The sequence below is a fragment of the Streptomyces solicamelliae genome (assembly GCF_045348655.1).
GTDB lineage: Bacteria > Actinomycetota > Actinomycetes > Streptomycetales > Streptomycetaceae > Streptomyces > Streptomyces solicamelliae.
Genome location: NZ_CP160404.1, coordinates 7,216,787 through 7,233,255, shown reverse-complemented (window position 1 = coordinate 7,233,255; position 16,469 = coordinate 7,216,787). Strand labels below are relative to the sequence as shown.

Below are 16,469 nucleotides of genomic sequence, written 5' to 3'. Positions count from 1 at the left end.
CCGATCTCGCCTTCATGGGCCGGAACCCGCGACGGGATCTCGTCGCAGGGCTGACCGTGGCCGTCGTCGCGTTGCCGCTCGCCCTCGGGTTCGGAGTGTCCTCCGGGCTCGGTGCGCAGGCCGGGCTCGCCACCGCCGTCGTGGCCGGTGCGGTCGCCGCGGTGTTCGGCGGCTCCAACCTTCAGGTGTCGGGGCCCACCGGGGCCATGACCGTCGTCCTCCTCCCCATCGTCGCCCGGCACGGGCCCGGCGGGGTCCTCATGGTCGGGCTGATCGCCGGACTGATCGTCGTCGGACTCGCCGTGGCGCGGGCCGGGCGGTACATGGCGTACATCCCGGCCTCCGTCGTGGAGGGTTTCACGCTCGGCATCGCGCTCGTCATCGGCCTCCAGCAGGTGCCGAACGCCCTGGGCGTGCCCAAGCCCGAGGGCGACCGGGTCCTCGAGGTGACCTGGCGGGCGGTCGAGGCGTTCGCCGGGGCGCCCGACTGGACGGCTGCGGGGCTCGCGGGCGGCGTCGCGGCGGTGATGCTGATCGGCGCCCGGCTCAAGCCCACCGTGCCCTTCTCGATCATCGCGGTGATCGGCGCGACGCTCGTCGCCCAGCTGTTCCGGCTGGACGACGCGACGCCGATCGGCACCCTGCCGGCCGGTCTGCCCGCCCCGTCCCTCGGCTTCGTGGACCTGTCGCAGCTCGGCTCGCTGATCGCGCCGGCCATGGCGGTCGCGGCGCTCGCGGCGCTGGAGTCCCTGCTGTCGGCGCAGGTCGCGGACGGCATGACCGTGGGCCAGAAGCACGACCCGGACCGCGAGCTGTTCGGGCAGGGCCTGGCCAACCTGGCCGCACCGTTGTTCGGCGGCGTGCCGGCGACCGGCGCCATCGCCCGTACCGCGGTCAACGTGCGCACCGGGGCCTCGTCGCGGCTCTCGGCCCTCACCCACGCCGCCGTCCTCGCCGTCATCGTCTTCGCCGCGGCGCCGCTCGTGTCGAGGATCCCGCTCGCCGCGCTCGCCGGCGTGCTGCTCGCCACGGCGGTCCGGATGGTCGAGGTCGGTTCGCTGCGCGCGATGGCGAGGGCCACCCGCTCCGACGCCGTCGTCCTCGTCCTGACCGCCGTCGCCACCCTCGCCCTGGACCTCGTGTACGCGGTGGTCATCGGCTTCGTCGTCGCGGGCGGCCTCGCGCTGCGCGCCGTGGCGAAGCAGGCGCGGCTCGCCGAGGTCGACTTCCGCGCGGACCTGCCGGGCGAGCACGGCGAGGAGGAGCATGCGCTGCTCGCCGAGCACATCGTGGCGTACCGGATCGACGGTCCGCTCTTCTTCGCCGCCGCGCACCGGTTCCTCCTCGAACTGTCCGAGGTCGCCGACGTCCACGTGGTGATCCTGCGCATGTCCCGCGTCACGACCGTCGACGCCACCGGCGCCCTCGTCCTGAAGGACGCGGTCGAGAAGCTGAACCGGCGTGGCATCGCCGTGATGACCTCGGGCGTGCGGCCGGAGCAGCGGCAGGCGCTGGAGGCCGTCGGCGCCCTCGACCTGCTGCGGCTCGACGGGCGGGAGTTCGCCACGACGCCGGAGGCCATCGCCGCCGCCCGCGCCCATCTGCACGGCGCCGGTGTGGTGCTGCCGCCGCCCCGGCAGAAGGTACACCCGGGGCTCGCCGAAGAACCCCGCACGCCGTTCACCGAAGAATCCCGTCCGCAGTCCTCCCAGGAGTCGCTTCGATGACCACTGCCGCACATCGCCGGATGGCCGAGGTGTCCGGGGCCGAGGCGCTGTGGCTGCTCGAAGGGGCCGCACACGGGCACCTGCTCCACACGCGTCGTGACGCCCCCGTCGTCCGGCCCGCCTCCCACGTCCTCTCGTACGGTCGGCTCGTCGTCCGCTGCCCCGTGCAGGCGGACCTGCTCGACGGCCGGCCCACGCTGAGCTACCAGGCCGACGACATCCGGATGCCCGGCGGCACCGGCTGGAGCGTCACCGTCTCGGGTCCGGCGGAACGCGTCACGGACGCCGCCGAGGCCGCGCACTACCTGCGGACGCTGCCGGGCTGGGCGTACGGGCCGCACGACACGCTGCTGCGCATCACCCCGCAGACCGTCGTCGGGTACCGCCTGAGCGCGGCGGGGCCGGCGTGAGCGGACGCGACGACACGCTGCCCCTGCGACACGTACTGACCGTGCCCACCGTGCCGGCGTCGGTGCGGCTCGTGCGGGAGACGGCCGAGATGACGTTCGCCGAGTGGGGCATCGGCGCGTCCCATCCCGCGGTCGGGCCCGCCCTGCTGGTCCTGAGCGAGCTGGTCACCAACAGCGTCCGGCACGCCGCCGTCACGTCGGCCAGTCTCACCGTGACCTTCGCCTCCGGCACGTCCGCGCTCGCACTCGCCGTGCACGACCGGCACCCGTACCACCCGGGCATCTGCGCCGTCCCCGGCGACGACCGGGGCGGACTGGCCGCCGTCGCCGAGGTGACCGCCTCGTCGGGCGGCACCTGCGTCGTACGGCGGGACGCGGACGGCGGGGGCAAGGCCGTGTGGATCACGCTGCCGCTGTGAGAACCGACCGACGACGACCCGGGGCCCTGAGAGAGCCCGGACCCGACACACCTGAGCCAGAGACTGCGACAGAGGCAAGCACGATGACCATCGAATGGCGCTACACCACCCACCCCGGCCTGAGCGTGCTCTCCCTGGCCGGCTACCTCGGAGCCGACGCGGTCCGGCGCTTCGACGGCGCCGTGGGCTGGGTGCTGGCCCGCGGCACCGGGCCCGTGATCCTCGACCTGACCAGCCTGCGCGGCTGGTCGGCCGGCGGGCAGCTGGCGGTCGCCTCCGCCGCACGCCGGCTCGCGGACGAGGGACGGAGCCTCGAACTGGCCGCGATTCCGGCCGACGGCTCCCTCGTACCGACCGGCGACCAGCCCGACATCCTGGTGCACTGCGATCTGCGCGCCGCCTTCGCCGCGCACCACAGCGACGGCCGGGAGCAGCGCGAGTGGTGCAGCGACGAGTGGCCGGGCGCCCGGAGCGCCGAGCGGGTCGCCCGGGGCTGACGGCCGAGCTGATGTACGAAGCGCCCCTGGTGCCCTGCGAAGATGGCCCCATGGCGCAGAGTTCTTCCTGGACGCGATGGACGCGGCGGGCACGGCGGTGTCCGGCCGCCGCCCCGACGACCCTCCTGTCGGGCGGGCGGTGGGCCCGGTGAGTACGCCGCTGTACCAGCTCAAGGCGGAGTTCTTCAAGACGCTCGGGCATCCCGTGCGCATCCGCGTCCTGGAGCTGCTGAGCACGCGGGAGCACGCGGTCTCCGAGATGCTCGCCGAGATCGGTGTCGAGCCGGCGCACCTGTCCCAGCAGCTCGCCGTGCTGCGCCGGTCGAACCTGGTCGTCGCGCGTCGCGAGGGCTCGGGCGTGTACTACTCGCTGACGGATCCCCAGGTGTCCGAGCTGCTCGCCGTGGCGCGAGGCATCCTGTCGGGCGTCCTCGCCGGACAGGCCGAACTGCTCGCCGACCTCCGCGCCACCACGTCGGAGCCCTCGACGCCCGCCTGACAGCGGGTCCCCGATGTCTCTTTCCTGCCGTGGTGCGACCGGCGCGGGCGTGGTGGGATCGGACGGTGAGTTCGGCGAGGAAGGTGCCCGCATGCTGGTGTGGAAACGGATCGGTTCCGGTGTCCGTCCCGTGCCCCCGCCCGTGGCGACGGCCTTCGTCTGGGCGGTCACGGCCGGGATGGCGTTCGCGGTGGTCACGGCCTTCAATCTGCTCGACGGCCAGGGGAATCCCTCCTTCGACCTGCTCACCCTGTCCCTCACGGTGGCGGCCGTGAGCACCAGCGCCCGTCTGGCCGCGGCGCCGGGGACGGCGCTGCTGTGCTGGCTGATCCTGAACGTCTTCGCCACCGCGCCGATCGGCGAACTCACCTGGGAGGCCTCGTACGACCTCGGCCGCATCGCCTGCCTGTTCGTCGCCGCGAGCGCGGGCACCTGCGCGGCCCGCCTCGTCCACGCCCGCGCGGCCTACCGCCGCCTGAGCCCGTGATCACGACGGTCCCCGTGCGGTGCGGCGCTGCGACCCGTGTCGTCGCGGAAAGTATCATCAAGTGATGTCTGACATGACTGAGACCACGCCCGGTTGGCTGACCACGGACGAGCTCGACGCGGCCAGGGCCCGGATGCCGATCCTGTACGTCGAGGCCGTGCCCGTGCGCGTGGACGAGAGCGGTGAAGTCACCAGTATCGGGCTGCTGCTGCGGATCGGCGCGGACGGCACGATCAGCCGGACGCTGGTGTCCGGGCGGGTCATGCACCACGAGCGGGTGCGTGACGCGTTGCTCCGGCACCTGGAGAAGGACCTCGGGCCGGTGGCCCTCCCCCGCGTACCGGCGTCGCTGCAGCCCTTCACGGTCGCCGAGTACTTCCCCACGGCGGGGATCACCCCCTTCCACGACCCTCGCCAGCACGCGGTCTCGCTCGCGTACATCGTGCCGGTGACCGGGGACTGCCGGCCGCGGCAGGACGCCCTGGACCTGGTGTGGTTCAGCCCGCAGGAGGCCGCCTCGCCGGCCGTGCAGGGCGAGATGCCGGGCGGGCAGGGCATGTTGCTGAAGCAGGCGCTGGCTCATGTGGGGCTCACGTACTGACGCCGGTGCAGCGGCCCGTCTTCTCGTTCTTGTCCAAGAGTCGTTCAAGAGTGGTCAAAGACGGGCTGCGCGTTCGGTAATTCCGGTCGGTCGCACGGTGGTTCGGGTTCTACGTTCGTCGCGTGACTCTTCCTTCGACCTCCCGCCGCAGTCTGCTGCGCGCCACGGTCACCGGCTCCGCCGTGGCCGCAGGCGCGTGGGTGCTCGACGTACCGGGTGCGGCCGCGGCACCCGCCACGGCCGCCAGGCCCCGGCCCACCACCCCCGACGCCGCGCTGCGGGAGCTGGAGTCCGGGAACCGGCGGTGGCGGACCTTCCGCGAGCGGCACCCGCACGAGACGCGCAGGGTCCGGCGCGACATGGTCTCCGGACAGCACCCGTTCGCGGTCATCCTCGGCTGCATCGACTCCCGCGTACCGCCGGAGCTGGTCTTCGACCAGGGTCTCGGCGATCTGATGACCGTGCGCTCCGCGGGCGAGGTCCTGGACGAGGCGGTGCTGGGCAGCGTGGCGTACGGCGTCCTGGAGCTGGACATACCGCTCGTCTTGGTGCTCGGGCACCAGTCGTGCGGCGCCGTGTCCGCGGCGGTCCACGCGGAGGAGTCGGGCGAGGAACTGCCCGCGCACATCCGGTACATCGCCGACCAGATCGAGCCGGCCATCGACCACTCGGTCGAGGGTGCCGCACGGATCGACGCGACCGTCACCGCCCAGGTGCGGCTCGTCCGGTCGCGCCTCGCCGCCGAGACCGATCTCGCCGCCAGGATCGCGGCGGGGCGCCTCGCGATCGTCGGCGCCCGGTACGAGTTGACCAGCCAGCTCGTGCACCGCATCGACTGACGGGGCGCGGGCTGTTCGCTACGCGTGGGGGCTCTGGGCGAGCCACGTCCGGTCCGTCCACTCCACGCCGGCCGGAAGGCGTGCGCCGTAGGCCGGGTCGGACTCCGTGCGGAGGCGGACGGTCTCGTGGACCCGTGCGGTGGCCGGGACGCGCCGGCGGCGGTAGGTGAGCAGGGCCCAGACGCGGCCCATGCGGTGGACGGTGCCGTAGGCGTGGTCGGGGGCCAGGGTGAGGTGCTTGACGTACGCGCCGGGCTTCAGGAGCAGGCCGGACTCCAGGGCGCCGTCGACGACCCACTTCAGGGACACGGCGGGGAGTCTCGGGTCGTCCTCGAAGGTGCCCCCCACGTCGGAGTGGACCCCGGCGAACCAGACCTCGTCGATGTGCGGTCCTCGGCCGCCCGGCTCCTCCGGGGGCAGGACCAGGTACTCCTCGTAGGGCCGGCGTTTCTCGTCGATGGAGACGGCGTGGCGGACGCGCGCCACGTTGGGGATCCGGCGGGTGAAGAGCCAGCGCAGGTTCCAGCGCAGGAGGCCGGCGGCCTTCACCGAGTCCCACAGACCCATGAACGCCACGGGAATCCCGGTGCGTTCGTCGACCTTGCGGCTGAACGCGTCGGCGAACTGGTGCAGTTGATCCCAGTCGTCGTCCGTCCACGTGCGGTTCTTGGCGTAGACGGCGATGGCGTACGGGACGAGGTTCTCGGAGCCGGGGCGGAGCAGGCCGACCGCCTTCAGCATCCCGGCGAGGGCCCTCGCCGTGTACGCGCCGCGGCTGAAGCCGAAGAGGTGGATCCGGTCGCCGGGCTCGTAATGGTGCATCAGATACGTGTACGCCTCGCCGAGGTTCTGTTTGATGCCGGCGCCGAAGGCGAGACCGAAGAGCTTGGAGAGCTTGCGCGAGGGCGCCGTCCACGCGCCGGCCGCGGAGAAGGTGCCGACGCCGGGGTCGTAGTAGGCGATCTGCGCAGCGGGATCATGGAGGTCGAGCATCTCGTAGAGTTTGACGACGTTCGTGTTGCCGCGGGCCTTGAGCTGATTGCCCGTCCCGTCCAGGCACATCACGATGTTCTTCCCCATCATGGCCTCCGGGCTCCGGACTTCCGAGGGGCACATACCAGAGCAATTCCTATAATAGTGGTGAAGCCTCACCTCGGCCTGCCTGCCCGTTCCGTCACGCGGAGGTCCGGTTCCATGGCCCGCTTCACCGTGCACCTCGACGAGCACGCGGGGCCCTCGTCCACCCACGCCCTGGTCATCGGCGTCGGAGCGTACGCGCACCTGGGCGGCGGGGCCGATCCCACGGACCACCCCGGCGCCACCGGGATGCGTCAGCTCTCCTCGCCGCCGCTCTCCGCGCGCGCGTTCGCACGCTGGATGATCGAGCAGTACCACGGCGGCACGCGGCCGTTGGGCAGTCTCGCGCTGCTGCTGAGCGAGCCCGCGCCCGCGCCCTTCGTCCACCCGGGAACGGGCGCGCAGCACGACGTGGAGGCCGCGACGATCGACAACATCGTGGCCGCGGTGACCGAGTGGAAGGACCGCGGGGACCACGACGAGGCGCGGCTGGTCTTCTACTTCTGCGGTCACGGTGTCTCGCTGGGCTTCGACACCTCGCTCCTCGCCGCGGACATGTTCGCCGACCGCAACAGCCCGCTGAACGGCGCGCTGCACTTCGAGGCCCTGGCCCGGGGGCTCAACAGCTGCCGCGCCGGGCAACAGGTCTTCTTCGTGGACGCCTGCCGGGCCGGCTCCGACGCACTCGTCAGGCTGGTGGGGCGCGACACCCTCGGGCGGGTGCCGGTCGCCGGGAACCTGCGGCCCGACGGCTTCGTGGCGCGTGAACACGCCGTCTACTTCGCGACCCTGCACGGCGAGGAGTCCTTCGCCCGCGCGGGCAGCGTCAGCCTCTTCACCGACGCGCTGCTGCGCAGCTTCGACGGCGCGGGCAGTGAGAACACCGAGGGCCGGGTGTGGCGGGTGACCACCGGCACGCTGATGCACGCGATCAGCCGCTTCATGCGCGAGCCGCCGTTCGCGGGCGTGCTGGCGGGCGGCGCGGTGCCGGTGAGCCCGGAGTCGTTCGACTTCGACTTCCACGAGCTGCGCGGAGACCCGGTCGTCCCGGTGTACATCGGCTGCCGGCCGCGGGAGGACAACGCGCTCGCCGAGTTCGTCTGCCGGCGCGCCGCAGCGGACGGCGGGCCGACGCCGGACGGACACGAGGAGCAGCGGCGCGCGCCGCTCGCCCCGGGGCCGGACGACGAGCCCGACCTGGGCGAATGGGCGCTGTTCCTGCCCTTCGGGCGCTATGAGGTGGAGGCCGTCCTCGGCCCCGAGGACGTACGCCGTCAGGAACTCGACGCCCGGCCGCCGCTGTTCCGTGTCGGATTGGCCCGGCCATGAGCACCACCGCACTCGCCGTCAGGCTCTTCCTCTCCTCCGCCGGGGAGTCCAACGACGCCGTGATCGTCGGCGACATCCACTCGGCCGACCTCGGCGGCGACACCCTGCGCGGCATCCTGATCCCCTGTGGTACGGCTCCGCAGCCCGCGTCGTACCCGGTGGCGCCCGGTCGTTACGTCGTGTCGGCCACCCTGCCGTCCGGGATGGTGCTGACGGAGGACGCGGTGGCGGAGGCGGGCCGGGAGACCGCCGTGGACTTCGTCATGACGGACTCGCCGTACGAGTCGCACTCCTGGCAGTACCTCATGGGCAACATCGAGCCGGAGAGCGTGTACCGGAGCTCCGCCACGATCCCGCTCGCCGAGTCCGTCTCCTCCCGTTCGATGGTCGCGCCCGCCGCCGGACCGGACGGTGCCCTGCCCGAGACGCCGTTCGCCGACCCGAGCCCGCACGCCACGTGGATCGGCGACGCACCGCCGGAGAGCTGGTCCTTCGCGTCGATGCTGGCATTGGACCAGGACGACGGCGCGCTGGAGCGGTTCGTCGCGGAGGGCCGGCCTCTGACGCTGACCGGGCCCGACGTGGCCGGGGGGCTGGTGACACCGCTGTACCGGTTCGGGCCGGGCGGTCCCGTCGGGACCCCGGGCTCGCCGTCGGGCCGGAGGCAGTTCCTGGTGGTGGAGGCGGCCGGGGCGGTACGGCTGGTCACGCTGCCGCTGCCGTGGGGCCCGCACGAGGTGGAGGTGCTGGTGAACCTGCGGCAGAGCCCGACCGGGAGCGCGGTCGCCGTGACGGTCCGCGACCCGGTGCGCGGGGCGGGGCTCGCGTACATGGCGCAGGGCGCGCTGGACACGGCGGCGCGGCTGTTCACGGACGTCGAGGCGATGCTGTTCTCGAAGTCCGCGAACCCGCTCGCGGCGGCGGCCGGGGCGTACGTGCTGATCGGCACGGACCACTCGGCGACGGAGACGTACTGGGATCCCTGGCTGGACCGACTGGCCACGGAGTTCCCGTGGCTCGCCGACGGGGCGATCCTGCGCTCCGTACGGCTGCTGCGCCGGGTCGCGGCGGCCGGGCGGCCGGGGGCCGGGACACCGGTCTTCGACCGTGACCTGGCCCGGGAACAAGCCCGGGCGGGGCTGATCGAGGCCGTCGACCGCGGCATCCCGTACTACATGCTCGGGCTCGCCTGGCTCGTGGAGGGGCTGTCCGCCTTCCCCGACGACCCCGTGTGCGCGCTCCGGCTCGACCAGGTGCGCCGGCTGTCCTGGCTGGCGGACATGCGCGAGCCGTTCCTGATTCTCGACCTGCGGCAAAGGAGTACGTGATGCTCCGGCTCACGATGCTGCCCGCGGAGGACGGCGACTGCCTGCTCCTCGAATACGGCAATGACGAGTTCACCCGGCGCGTCCTCCTCGACGGGGGCCGGCGCGGCACCTACGGGCGGATCAAACCGCTGCTCGCCGGACTCGACGGGCCGATCGACGTCCTGGTGGTGACCCATGTCGACCAGGACCACATCCTCGGGGTGCTGGCGCTGCTCGACGACCCGGAGCGGCCCGTGGACATCGGGGACGTGTGGTTCAACGGCTTCGACCATCTCCACGACCGGGAGATCTTCGGGGCGGTGGACGGGGAACTGCTCACCTCCGCGCTGATCGCTCAGCACCTCCCGTGGAACGCGGCGTTCGACGGGCGCAGCGTCGAGATCGGTCATCCGCTGAGCTGGTTCGACGACGGTTCCACGATGGAGGTGCTCGCGCCGGACCGCCGGCTTCTCGAGTCCCTGATCGGGGAGTGGAAGGCGAAGTGCGAGCAGGCCGGGCTGATTCCCGGCGTGGATCCGGTGGAGCGGGAGGCCATGCCCGGGATCGAGCGGTTCGGCGCGATCGACGTGGACGAGCTGGCCGCCGTTCCGTTCAAACGGGACCGCTCCCCCACCAATCCGACCAGTATCGGCCTGCTCTTCGAGTTCGACGGTACTCGGATCGTGCTGACCGGAGACGCGGACGATCCGCGCCTCGTCGCGTCGCTCCGGCCGCGAGCGGAGGCCGAGGGCGGGCGACTGCGCGTCGACGCGCTGAAGGTCGCCCACCACGGCAGCGAGAAGAACATCTCGAACGACCTCCTCGGCCTCCTCGACTGCGGCCGCTATCTGATCTCCACCAACGGGAAGGTCCACGGCCATCCGAACGACGTCGCCATCGCGCGGATCCTCAAGAACGGCGGGGAGTCGAAGGAACTGGTCTTCAACTACCGTGAGCGGGCATCGAACTGGGAGGAGTCGAGCCTGCAGGAGCAGTTCGGCTACCGTGTCTCGGCGCCCGCGGAGGGCGCCGAGGACGGGTTCGTCACCGTGGAGTTCTGAACGGGAACGCCACCGGTAGGGAGGTCAGGTGAGGACGGGCTCGGCCGTCTCCACCTCGGACAGCTTGACCGTGCACAGGCCGCCGCGTTCGGTCGTCACGTCGGTCACCTTGAGCTGGGTGCCCGGCGCGAGGATGTACTCCTCCTCCCCGGTGAACGCGGAGAAGCTGCGGATCCCGACCGCCCGTGCGGGCGTGACCTCGAAGAGGGTCCGCTTGCCTCGACTGCCCAGGAAAGCCCGGGCGACGTTCAGCTCGGACGTGCACGAGGACACGCCCCACCAGGTGACGGTCTCCCCCACCGGGTACTGCCGGCGCAGGTCCAGCGACACACCGCGCCACAGCGGCGCGGTGCGGACGGGGAGGTCCGATACCGCCGAGAACAGCAGGCGCAGGTACGGGAGATAGGGCACGACCTTGCTACGGTCCGGGGAGCGCAGCACGGCGTTGATGTCGCGGTAGAAACCGGACTCGCAGGTGTAGAGGTACAGCGCCGCGATCGCGTCGGCGGACAGGCCGCCGGCCGTCTCGTCCGCCCGCCGCTTGCCGAACTCGCGGGACCGGTCGATGTGCCGGCCGAGCCCGGAGAGGACCTGGGCGACCGGGGCGACGGCGTCCTCGAAGCCCATCAGCGGGGTGTCGAACACGCCCGTGATCGCGGGCAGGATCCGGCCCTCGTCCTTGACGCTGGTCAGCCGCTCCAGATACAGCTGGTGCAGTTCCATCGTCGAGGCGATGAAGGCGCCCATGCGTGCCGCGACGTCGTCGTCCGCGCCCCCCGAAGTGCCGCCTGCCGGCCCGTCGTTCCAGCCCTTGCTCGGCAGCCAGTCGATCTCGTCGGCGCCCAGTGACGCGAGGGCCGCGTTGACCGTGGCGAAGTGGTCGCCCTCGCAGAATATGTCGCCCTGGGCGGCGGGGTTGGCGTGGTCGATGTGGCGGACGTCGACGCCCGGGTACTTCTTCTCGAGCCGCTGGACGATCTTCTTCAGGCTGCGGGCGTGGGCGCCCCACCAGGCGAAGACGACGCCGCGGTCCTCCTCGTCGGCGTCCTGCTTGGCCTTGAGGATCTCCTCGACGATCCGCTCGGCGACGGGCCGCCAGAACTGGGTGTGCCGGTCGGTGCCCATCGCGCCGTCGCCGCTGGCGGTGAGCGAGGCGTTGAGGAGCAGGACGCCCTGGGTCAGCATCGCCTGGAACCACTCCGGCGGCTGGACCGTGTCCCGCTCCTTCAGCAGGGCGCGGACGTCGGCGATGGGCGTCTTCTTGATGATGCCGTACTTCCACATCGCCGCCGCCTTGATGATGCAGCGGATGCTGACGACCCTGCCGAACTGGCTGTCCTTCCAGTCGTTGAAGGTGTTGTCGAACATGGCGATGCCGGTGGCGCTCTCCGGCCGCGGGTAGGGGTTCTGGCCGAAGACGACGACCTTCCACTTGTGCGGCGGATGGGGCTTGAGCGCCTGGAAGGTCAGCTCGCGGACCGGGACGACCTCCGGGCTACGGCTCTGGCCGATGAACTGGTCGGCGCCGGACTGGGCCTCGATGACGGGCTTGAGCAGCGGCAGCCAGGGTTCCCCGCCGCCCTTGAACAGCTCGGTGAGGGCCAGCGGGTCGTTCGGGTCGGGCTGCGGGGCGGACTGGGTGGGGGCTTCGCTCATCGGGGCGCTTCCAGGGTTCGTGGTGGAGGGCGTGGCGTCAGGGACGGGGGCGGCGTCAGGGACGAAAGGAATGCCCTTTCGGCGGCATGATGCGCACCCTCTTCTCGACCGGCTCGTGCTCGATGCCGGCCAGCTGGGCGGTGATCGTGGAACGCAGCTCGTCGTCGTCCTCGAACCAGTGGTCGTGGAAGAGCGTGTAGCCCGTCCACATCAGGTTGGCGCAGACCCGGGCCGGCACCCGGCCGGTCTGCGCGCCCATTCCGACCAGGGCCACCGAGCGGATGCTGCCGGGCGCCTTGCGGTTCTGCCGGTGGATGGCCTGGAACGCGGCGGCGCACGCCAGGGCCACGTTGAGCGTGGCACTCACGTTCTGCGAGGACTGCACCATGGTCGGAGTCGATATCAGGTACCTCGGGATCGTCGCCCCGGAGGAGACGCAGACGGCGCTGCCCACGGGAAGGCTCCCGGCGAACCGGTCGCGGATCGCCCGCTGCACGCGGACCTGGATGCCCGCGCCGAGGTACCGCTTGATGACGGCGTCGACGCCGCCGTCCATCCGGCCCCGGGAGTTGGTCGGGGTGACCCAGGCGTCGACGTCCTCGTCGAGGATCGAGCCCCGCCGGATCTCGATGCCCGGCGTGTCGGCGAACGCCGCCCGCCACGCCTCCACGACGCCCTCGTTGACGTCGGTCAGCACAACCCTCAGCGCGGTCTGCGCACGGCTCTCGGTCATCGTCCACTCCTGTCGGGAATCGGCCCTTCCAACACCCCCGACGCTATCGGCCACCACTGACAACGCCCTGGTGAGGCAGCAGCGGTGACCTGCCGTCACGCCGACATGGACCTGTGCGCCACACTGCCCTCGTGGAGATGCACGACAGGGAAGCGGCGCGGCGTTGGCTGGCTGATCAAGGTGTCCGCGAGGTGCGCGGCGGATGGGTGAGGGACGAGGCGCCCGACGTCCTCCTCACGGCCGACCAGGTGGCGCATGGCTGGGCCGCCGACGTGTTCGCCGAGGACGTGGACGCGGCCGACCAGGTACGGCTGGCCTTCGGGCTGCTCGACCTTCTCGACGAGTACTGGGTCACGTGCGAGATCCGGTTCGCGGACGACTCCCCCGAGGGACCCCTGCCGGCCGGCGTCCTGTGGGACGGCTACCGCCGGCGGCTGGAGGCGGACCGGGACGTCGAGGCCGTCTGCTACTCGCTGTGGGTGGACTGGTTCGAGGACCGCGCCACGTCCGCGACCGCCTTCGCCGAGGTACTCGGCAACGACATCGACCGCGTCGTGACCGAACCCTCGGACGCCCTGCTCCGCAGGGCCCGCCGGGTCCTGGAGTGCTCGGGCCCGGTGCCCTGGACGGTGAAAGAGCCCGCCTACCGCACCGCCGCACGCCTCCCCGCCCTCCACCCGGCCGTGTTCCTCGGCCTCCGCGCGAGCTACCACGACCTCTACGGCGACCTGGACCCGCCCGCCGCCCTGTCCCTCCTCGACCGCCTGGACCTCCCGCCGGACACCCGCCACCTCGCGCCCCTGCGTCACGTCCTCGCCGCGGGGCACAGGAACCACCACCGCAGCCCCGGCGCCTGGGACGACGCGGTGCGCGCGGGCTCCTGACGATCCCGGCTACTCGGACAGGACGTAGCCCTCGGCCTCGTCCCACGGAACGTCGTCGTCCTCGATGTGCACACGCCACTCCGCTCCGGGAATCGCCCGGCGCAGCGCCGTCACCGACGCGAGCACATGGTCGAGGACGGGCATGACGCGCTCCCATTCGTAGGGGAGCTTCGTGGAGCCGTCGAGGATGTCGTCCGGTTCGGTCGTCCGGTCGTAGAGGTAGAGGGACTCCTCGTCCTCGAAGGGGAAGGCTTCCAGGTGCCCCGCGACGATGCGTCCGACCTCGGCGGTCTCCGCCTCGGTCAGCGGTAGGGCGCGTGCCGCGCTGTAGTAGAGGGAAACGCTCATGGTGGGAGCGTATGCGGGCACGCGGGAAGGGCGGTGGGTGCTCGCTCCCGGTCCGTGAAGGCGCGCCTAGACTCCGGGGCATGAGCGATGACCACTCTCCCAGCCCGGATCTCGTCTCCGGTCTGGCGCCGACCGGTGTTCTGCGGGCCTCCATCAACCTCGGCAACCCGGTTCTCGCCCAGGGCGGTCCGGACGCGCCCTCCGGGATCACCGTCGATCTGGCGCGCGAGTTCGGGGCGCGGCTCGGGGTGCCGGTGGAGTTGCTGTGCTTCGACGCGGCGCGCAAGTCGTACGAGGCGATGGCGGCCGGGCGGGCCGACCTCTGCTTCCTGGCCGTCGACCCGGCGCGGGAGGCGGAGGTGGCGTTCACGGAGCCGTACGTCGTGATCGAGGGCGTGTACGCGGTGCCTCGCGAGTCCGAACTGCAAACGCCGGACGACGTGGACGCGCCCGGTGTCCGGATCGGCGTCAAGGCGGGCTCCGCGTACGACCTCTTCCTCACCCGGACCCTGCGCCATGCGACGCTCGTACGGGGCGAGGAAGGTGTCGACACGTTCGCCGACCAGGGGCTGGAGGCGGGCGCGGGGATTCGGCAGCCGATGACGGCGTACGCCGCCGCGCACCCCGAGGTCCGGCTCGTCGACGAGCGGTTCATGCAGATCCGGCAGGCCGTCGGGACGCCCGTCACGAGGTCCCCCGAGACGGTGGCGTTCCTTCGGTCGACGGTGGAGGAGCTGAAGGCGAGCGGATTCGTCGCCGAGTCCCTGCGGCGCGCGGGGCAGGACGAGACGCTGCTGGCGCCGCCGGCGGCGGTCTAGGGGGTGTCTGACCATTCCCCGTGGAACAAGGAGCGGCGTCCGGTGCGTGCGATCGCAAGGCGCCGGAGAGCCCTCGTAGCGGAGCTACTAGGGCTTTTCGGCAACGCGGCGACCGTGCGTGCCGGACGCCGCGACGCCGCGACGCCGCGGGGAATTGTCAGACACCCCCTAGGACTCGATCGCGCGGGCCCAGCCCTCGGGGTCCGCGTCGTGGCGTTCGCACATCCGCTGCCAGTGGGCGAGTCCGGCCGCGACGGCGTCGTCCGCGTGGTACCACTCGCCCTCGCCCGCCTCGCCGTGCCAGAGGACGGAGGGGCGGGCCGGATCCCGGCACAGGTCGAAGCCGTGCAGATACTGCAGGCCCGTCTCCACCAGGGGTGCGAAGTCGGCGAACGCCCCTTCGCCCTCGACCCAGTGGACCGTCCAGGCGTGCACGGCCTCGCGGGTCGTCTCGCCCCGCACCAGGGCGTGCCATCGCGCGGCCACGTCCGCTCGGGTGGGCGGCTTCGGGTCGGTCACGAGTCCGTCGCCCGCGGCTCGGCGTCCGTGGCCAGTCGCGCATGGCGCTCGACGTCGTAGCGCGTGCCGTCGTACTCCAGCTTCTGGCGTTCGACGCCTTCCGCGGTGAAGCCCGCCGCCCGGGCGACGGTGCAGGACGCGGGGTTGTCGAGGCGGTGGCCCAGTTCCAGCCGGTACAGCCCGAGGTCGTCGAAGCACCAGCGGGCCAGCGTCCGGCAGGCGCGCGACGCGACGCCTCGGCCGCGGACGGCCGGCGTCGTCCAGTACGACACCCAGCCGGTCCCGTGACGGTGGTTCACCGCACCGACCGCCACCTGGCCCAGGACGGTGTCCGCCGCGTCCACGACGGCGAAGGCGTAGGCCGTGCCCGAGGTCCATTGGTCGGTACGGTCCGTCAGCCACCGTTCCGCGGCGCCGGGCGAGTCGATCGGCTCGGCCGCCTGTCGGCTCATCATCGGGTCCTCGAACGCCGTCAGCACCGCCCGGACGTCCTCGGACGACCAGCGACGCAGCGACAGGCCCCCCGACACTTCGCAATGATCACGCATGGTCGGGAGTGTCCCCCTCGCGGCGGTCCCGCCGCCAGCGGTTTCCTGTGGGCAGACTGAACAGTCCGAACCCCCGGAGCAACGAGGAGAGCAGGATGGGCAAGGTCATCACCGGCGCGACGATGTCCCTCGACGGATTCATCGCCGGGCCCGAGGAGACGGGCTTCGACCTGCTGTTCCAGTGGTACGGGAACGGGGACGTCGAGATCCCGTCGGCGAGCCCCGACGTGCCGCCGTTCCGCATCTCCGCCGCGAGCGCCGAACTTGTCAGGCACGAGTGGGCGGACATCGGCGCGCTGGTCGTCGGCCGGCACCTCTACGAACTGACGAACGCCTGGGGCGGGCGGCATCCGCTGGACGTGACGACCGTCGTCCTCACCCACCGGCGCCCGGAGGACCGGCCGGAGGACGACGAGAACTTCGTCTTCGTCACGGACGGCATCGAGGCCGCCGTCGCCCAGGCGAAGGAGCTGGCCGGCGACCGGAACGTGGTGGTCAACGGCGGGCAGATGGCGCGGCAGTGCCTGGAGGCCGGGCTCCTTGACGAGGTGGGCGTCGAGCTGGTGCCGGTCGTCCTGGGAGGCGGGAAGACGCTGTTCGGGGAGCTCGCCGGCACGCCCGTGCAGTTCGAGGGGCCCGTCGCCGTCGTCCAGGGCACCGGCGTCACGCATCTGCGCTACCGGGTCCGGAGATAGCCCCGCGTCCGGCAC

Annotated in this window: 20 protein-coding genes; 14 read left to right on the top strand and 6 right to left on the bottom strand. The window is 72.0% G+C overall.

Going from position 1 to position 16,469, the window contains the following annotated elements; all coding sequences use genetic code 11:
• Positions 1 to 14 precede the first annotated feature (14 nt).
• The 8 genes from ABZO31_RS33400 (at position 15) to ABZO31_RS33365 (ending at position 5,479) form a co-directional block, all read left to right on the top strand.
• Complete coding sequence (locus tag ABZO31_RS33400) at positions 15 to 1,727, top strand: SulP family inorganic anion transporter (protein ID WP_406865565.1); 1,713 nt, start codon at positions 15 to 17, stop codon at positions 1,725 to 1,727.
• Positions 1,724 to 2,137, top strand: a complete 414-nt coding sequence (locus ABZO31_RS33395) for a pyridoxamine 5'-phosphate oxidase family protein (RefSeq protein ID WP_406865083.1) — start codon at positions 1,724 to 1,726, stop codon at positions 2,135 to 2,137. Before ABZO31_RS33400 ends, ABZO31_RS33395 begins: the two co-directional genes overlap by 4 nt.
• Entirely contained in the window at positions 2,134 to 2,556 is a 423-nt protein-coding gene (locus ABZO31_RS33390; RefSeq protein WP_406865082.1) for an ATP-binding protein, read from the top strand. Before ABZO31_RS33395 ends, ABZO31_RS33390 begins: the two co-directional genes overlap by 4 nt.
• 83 nt (positions 2,557 to 2,639) lie before the next feature.
• Positions 2,640 to 3,053, top strand: coding sequence for an STAS domain-containing protein (locus ABZO31_RS33385; RefSeq protein WP_406865081.1), 414 nt, complete (start codon positions 2,640 to 2,642; stop codon positions 3,051 to 3,053).
• A 148-nt stretch (positions 3,054 to 3,201) separates the two neighbouring features.
• Positions 3,202 to 3,552, top strand: a complete 351-nt coding sequence (locus ABZO31_RS33380) for an ArsR/SmtB family transcription factor (RefSeq protein WP_406865080.1) — start codon at positions 3,202 to 3,204, stop codon at positions 3,550 to 3,552.
• 91 nt (positions 3,553 to 3,643) lie between these two features.
• The gene (locus tag ABZO31_RS33375) at positions 3,644 to 4,039 is read left to right on the top strand and encodes a hypothetical protein (RefSeq protein WP_406865079.1); all 396 of its coding nucleotides are present in this window, start codon (positions 3,644 to 3,646) and stop codon (positions 4,037 to 4,039) included.
• Positions 4,040 to 4,112: 73 nt separating this feature from the next.
• Positions 4,113 to 4,640 (top strand): NUDIX hydrolase family protein, encoded by a 528-nt coding sequence (locus ABZO31_RS33370; RefSeq protein ID WP_406865564.1) that lies wholly within the window; start codon positions 4,113 to 4,115, stop codon positions 4,638 to 4,640.
• 122 nt (positions 4,641 to 4,762) lie between these two features.
• Entirely contained in the window at positions 4,763 to 5,479 is a 717-nt protein-coding gene (locus tag ABZO31_RS33365) for a carbonic anhydrase (protein WP_406865078.1), read from the top strand.
• 18 nt (positions 5,480 to 5,497) lie between these two features.
• Here ABZO31_RS33365 and ABZO31_RS33360 read toward each other — a convergent pair whose 3' ends face one another.
• Complete coding sequence (locus ABZO31_RS33360; protein ID WP_406865077.1) at positions 5,498 to 6,562, bottom strand: DUF2235 domain-containing protein; 1,065 nt, start codon at positions 6,560 to 6,562, stop codon at positions 5,498 to 5,500.
• Between the two features lie 111 nt (positions 6,563 to 6,673).
• Between ABZO31_RS33360 and ABZO31_RS33355 the strand changes: the two genes are divergently transcribed.
• Genes ABZO31_RS33355 through ABZO31_RS33345 form a run of 3 tightly spaced genes read left to right on the top strand, consistent with a single transcriptional unit; the run spans position 6,674 to position 10,253 of the window.
• Positions 6,674 to 7,885, top strand: coding sequence for a caspase family protein (locus ABZO31_RS33355; protein ID WP_406865076.1), 1,212 nt, complete (start codon positions 6,674 to 6,676; stop codon positions 7,883 to 7,885).
• The gene (locus ABZO31_RS33350) at positions 7,882 to 9,213 is read left to right on the top strand and encodes a hypothetical protein (RefSeq protein ID WP_406865075.1); all 1,332 of its coding nucleotides are present in this window, start codon (positions 7,882 to 7,884) and stop codon (positions 9,211 to 9,213) included. Before ABZO31_RS33355 ends, ABZO31_RS33350 begins: the two co-directional genes overlap by 4 nt.
• Positions 9,213 to 10,253, top strand: a complete 1,041-nt coding sequence (locus ABZO31_RS33345) for a ComEC/Rec2 family competence protein (RefSeq protein WP_406865074.1) — start codon at positions 9,213 to 9,215, stop codon at positions 10,251 to 10,253. Before ABZO31_RS33350 ends, ABZO31_RS33345 begins: the two co-directional genes overlap by 1 nt.
• Positions 10,254 to 10,277: 24 nt before the next feature.
• Here ABZO31_RS33345 and ABZO31_RS33340 read toward each other — a convergent pair whose 3' ends face one another.
• Both ABZO31_RS33340 and ABZO31_RS33335 read right to left on the bottom strand, forming a co-directional pair.
• Positions 10,278 to 11,909 (bottom strand): ADP-ribosyltransferase domain-containing protein, encoded by a 1,632-nt coding sequence (locus tag ABZO31_RS33340; RefSeq protein WP_406865073.1) that lies wholly within the window; start codon positions 11,907 to 11,909, stop codon positions 10,278 to 10,280.
• 55 nt (positions 11,910 to 11,964) lie between these two features.
• On the bottom strand, positions 11,965 to 12,642 hold the full coding sequence (locus tag ABZO31_RS33335; RefSeq protein ID WP_406865072.1) for a macro domain-containing protein: 678 nt from the start codon (positions 12,640 to 12,642) through the stop codon (positions 11,965 to 11,967).
• Positions 12,643 to 12,779: 137 nt separating this feature from the next.
• On the opposite strand from ABZO31_RS33335, the gene ABZO31_RS33330 reads away from it, so the two are divergent.
• Positions 12,780 to 13,526, top strand: coding sequence for a hypothetical protein (locus tag ABZO31_RS33330; protein ID WP_406865563.1), 747 nt, complete (start codon positions 12,780 to 12,782; stop codon positions 13,524 to 13,526).
• A gap of 9 nt (positions 13,527 to 13,535) precedes the next feature.
• Here ABZO31_RS33330 and ABZO31_RS33325 read toward each other — a convergent pair whose 3' ends face one another.
• Positions 13,536 to 13,874 carry a hypothetical protein gene (locus ABZO31_RS33325; protein WP_406865071.1) on the bottom strand — a complete coding sequence of 113 codons (339 nt, stop codon included), beginning with the start codon at positions 13,872 to 13,874 and terminating at the stop codon, positions 13,536 to 13,538.
• Positions 13,875 to 13,954: 80 nt separating this feature from the next.
• Between ABZO31_RS33325 and ABZO31_RS33320 the strand changes: the two genes are divergently transcribed.
• Positions 13,955 to 14,692, top strand: coding sequence for a transporter substrate-binding domain-containing protein (locus ABZO31_RS33320; protein ID WP_406865069.1), 738 nt, complete (start codon positions 13,955 to 13,957; stop codon positions 14,690 to 14,692).
• Positions 14,693 to 14,860: 168 nt separating this feature from the next.
• Here the strand turns inward: ABZO31_RS33320 and ABZO31_RS33315 are convergent, their stop codons facing one another.
• Positions 14,861 to 15,211, bottom strand: coding sequence for a hypothetical protein (locus tag ABZO31_RS33315; RefSeq protein WP_406865067.1), 351 nt, complete (start codon positions 15,209 to 15,211; stop codon positions 14,861 to 14,863).
• Positions 15,208 to 15,759 (bottom strand): GNAT family N-acetyltransferase, encoded by a 552-nt coding sequence (locus tag ABZO31_RS33310; RefSeq protein ID WP_406865065.1) that lies wholly within the window; start codon positions 15,757 to 15,759, stop codon positions 15,208 to 15,210. The genes ABZO31_RS33315 and ABZO31_RS33310 overlap by 4 nt, the downstream gene beginning before the upstream one ends.
• A gap of 95 nt (positions 15,760 to 15,854) precedes the next feature.
• Between ABZO31_RS33310 and ABZO31_RS33305 the strand changes: the two genes are divergently transcribed.
• Positions 15,855 to 16,454 carry a dihydrofolate reductase family protein gene (locus tag ABZO31_RS33305; RefSeq protein WP_406865063.1) on the top strand — a complete coding sequence of 200 codons (600 nt, stop codon included), beginning with the start codon at positions 15,855 to 15,857 and terminating at the stop codon, positions 16,452 to 16,454.
• Positions 16,455 to 16,469: the final 15 nt, after the last annotated feature.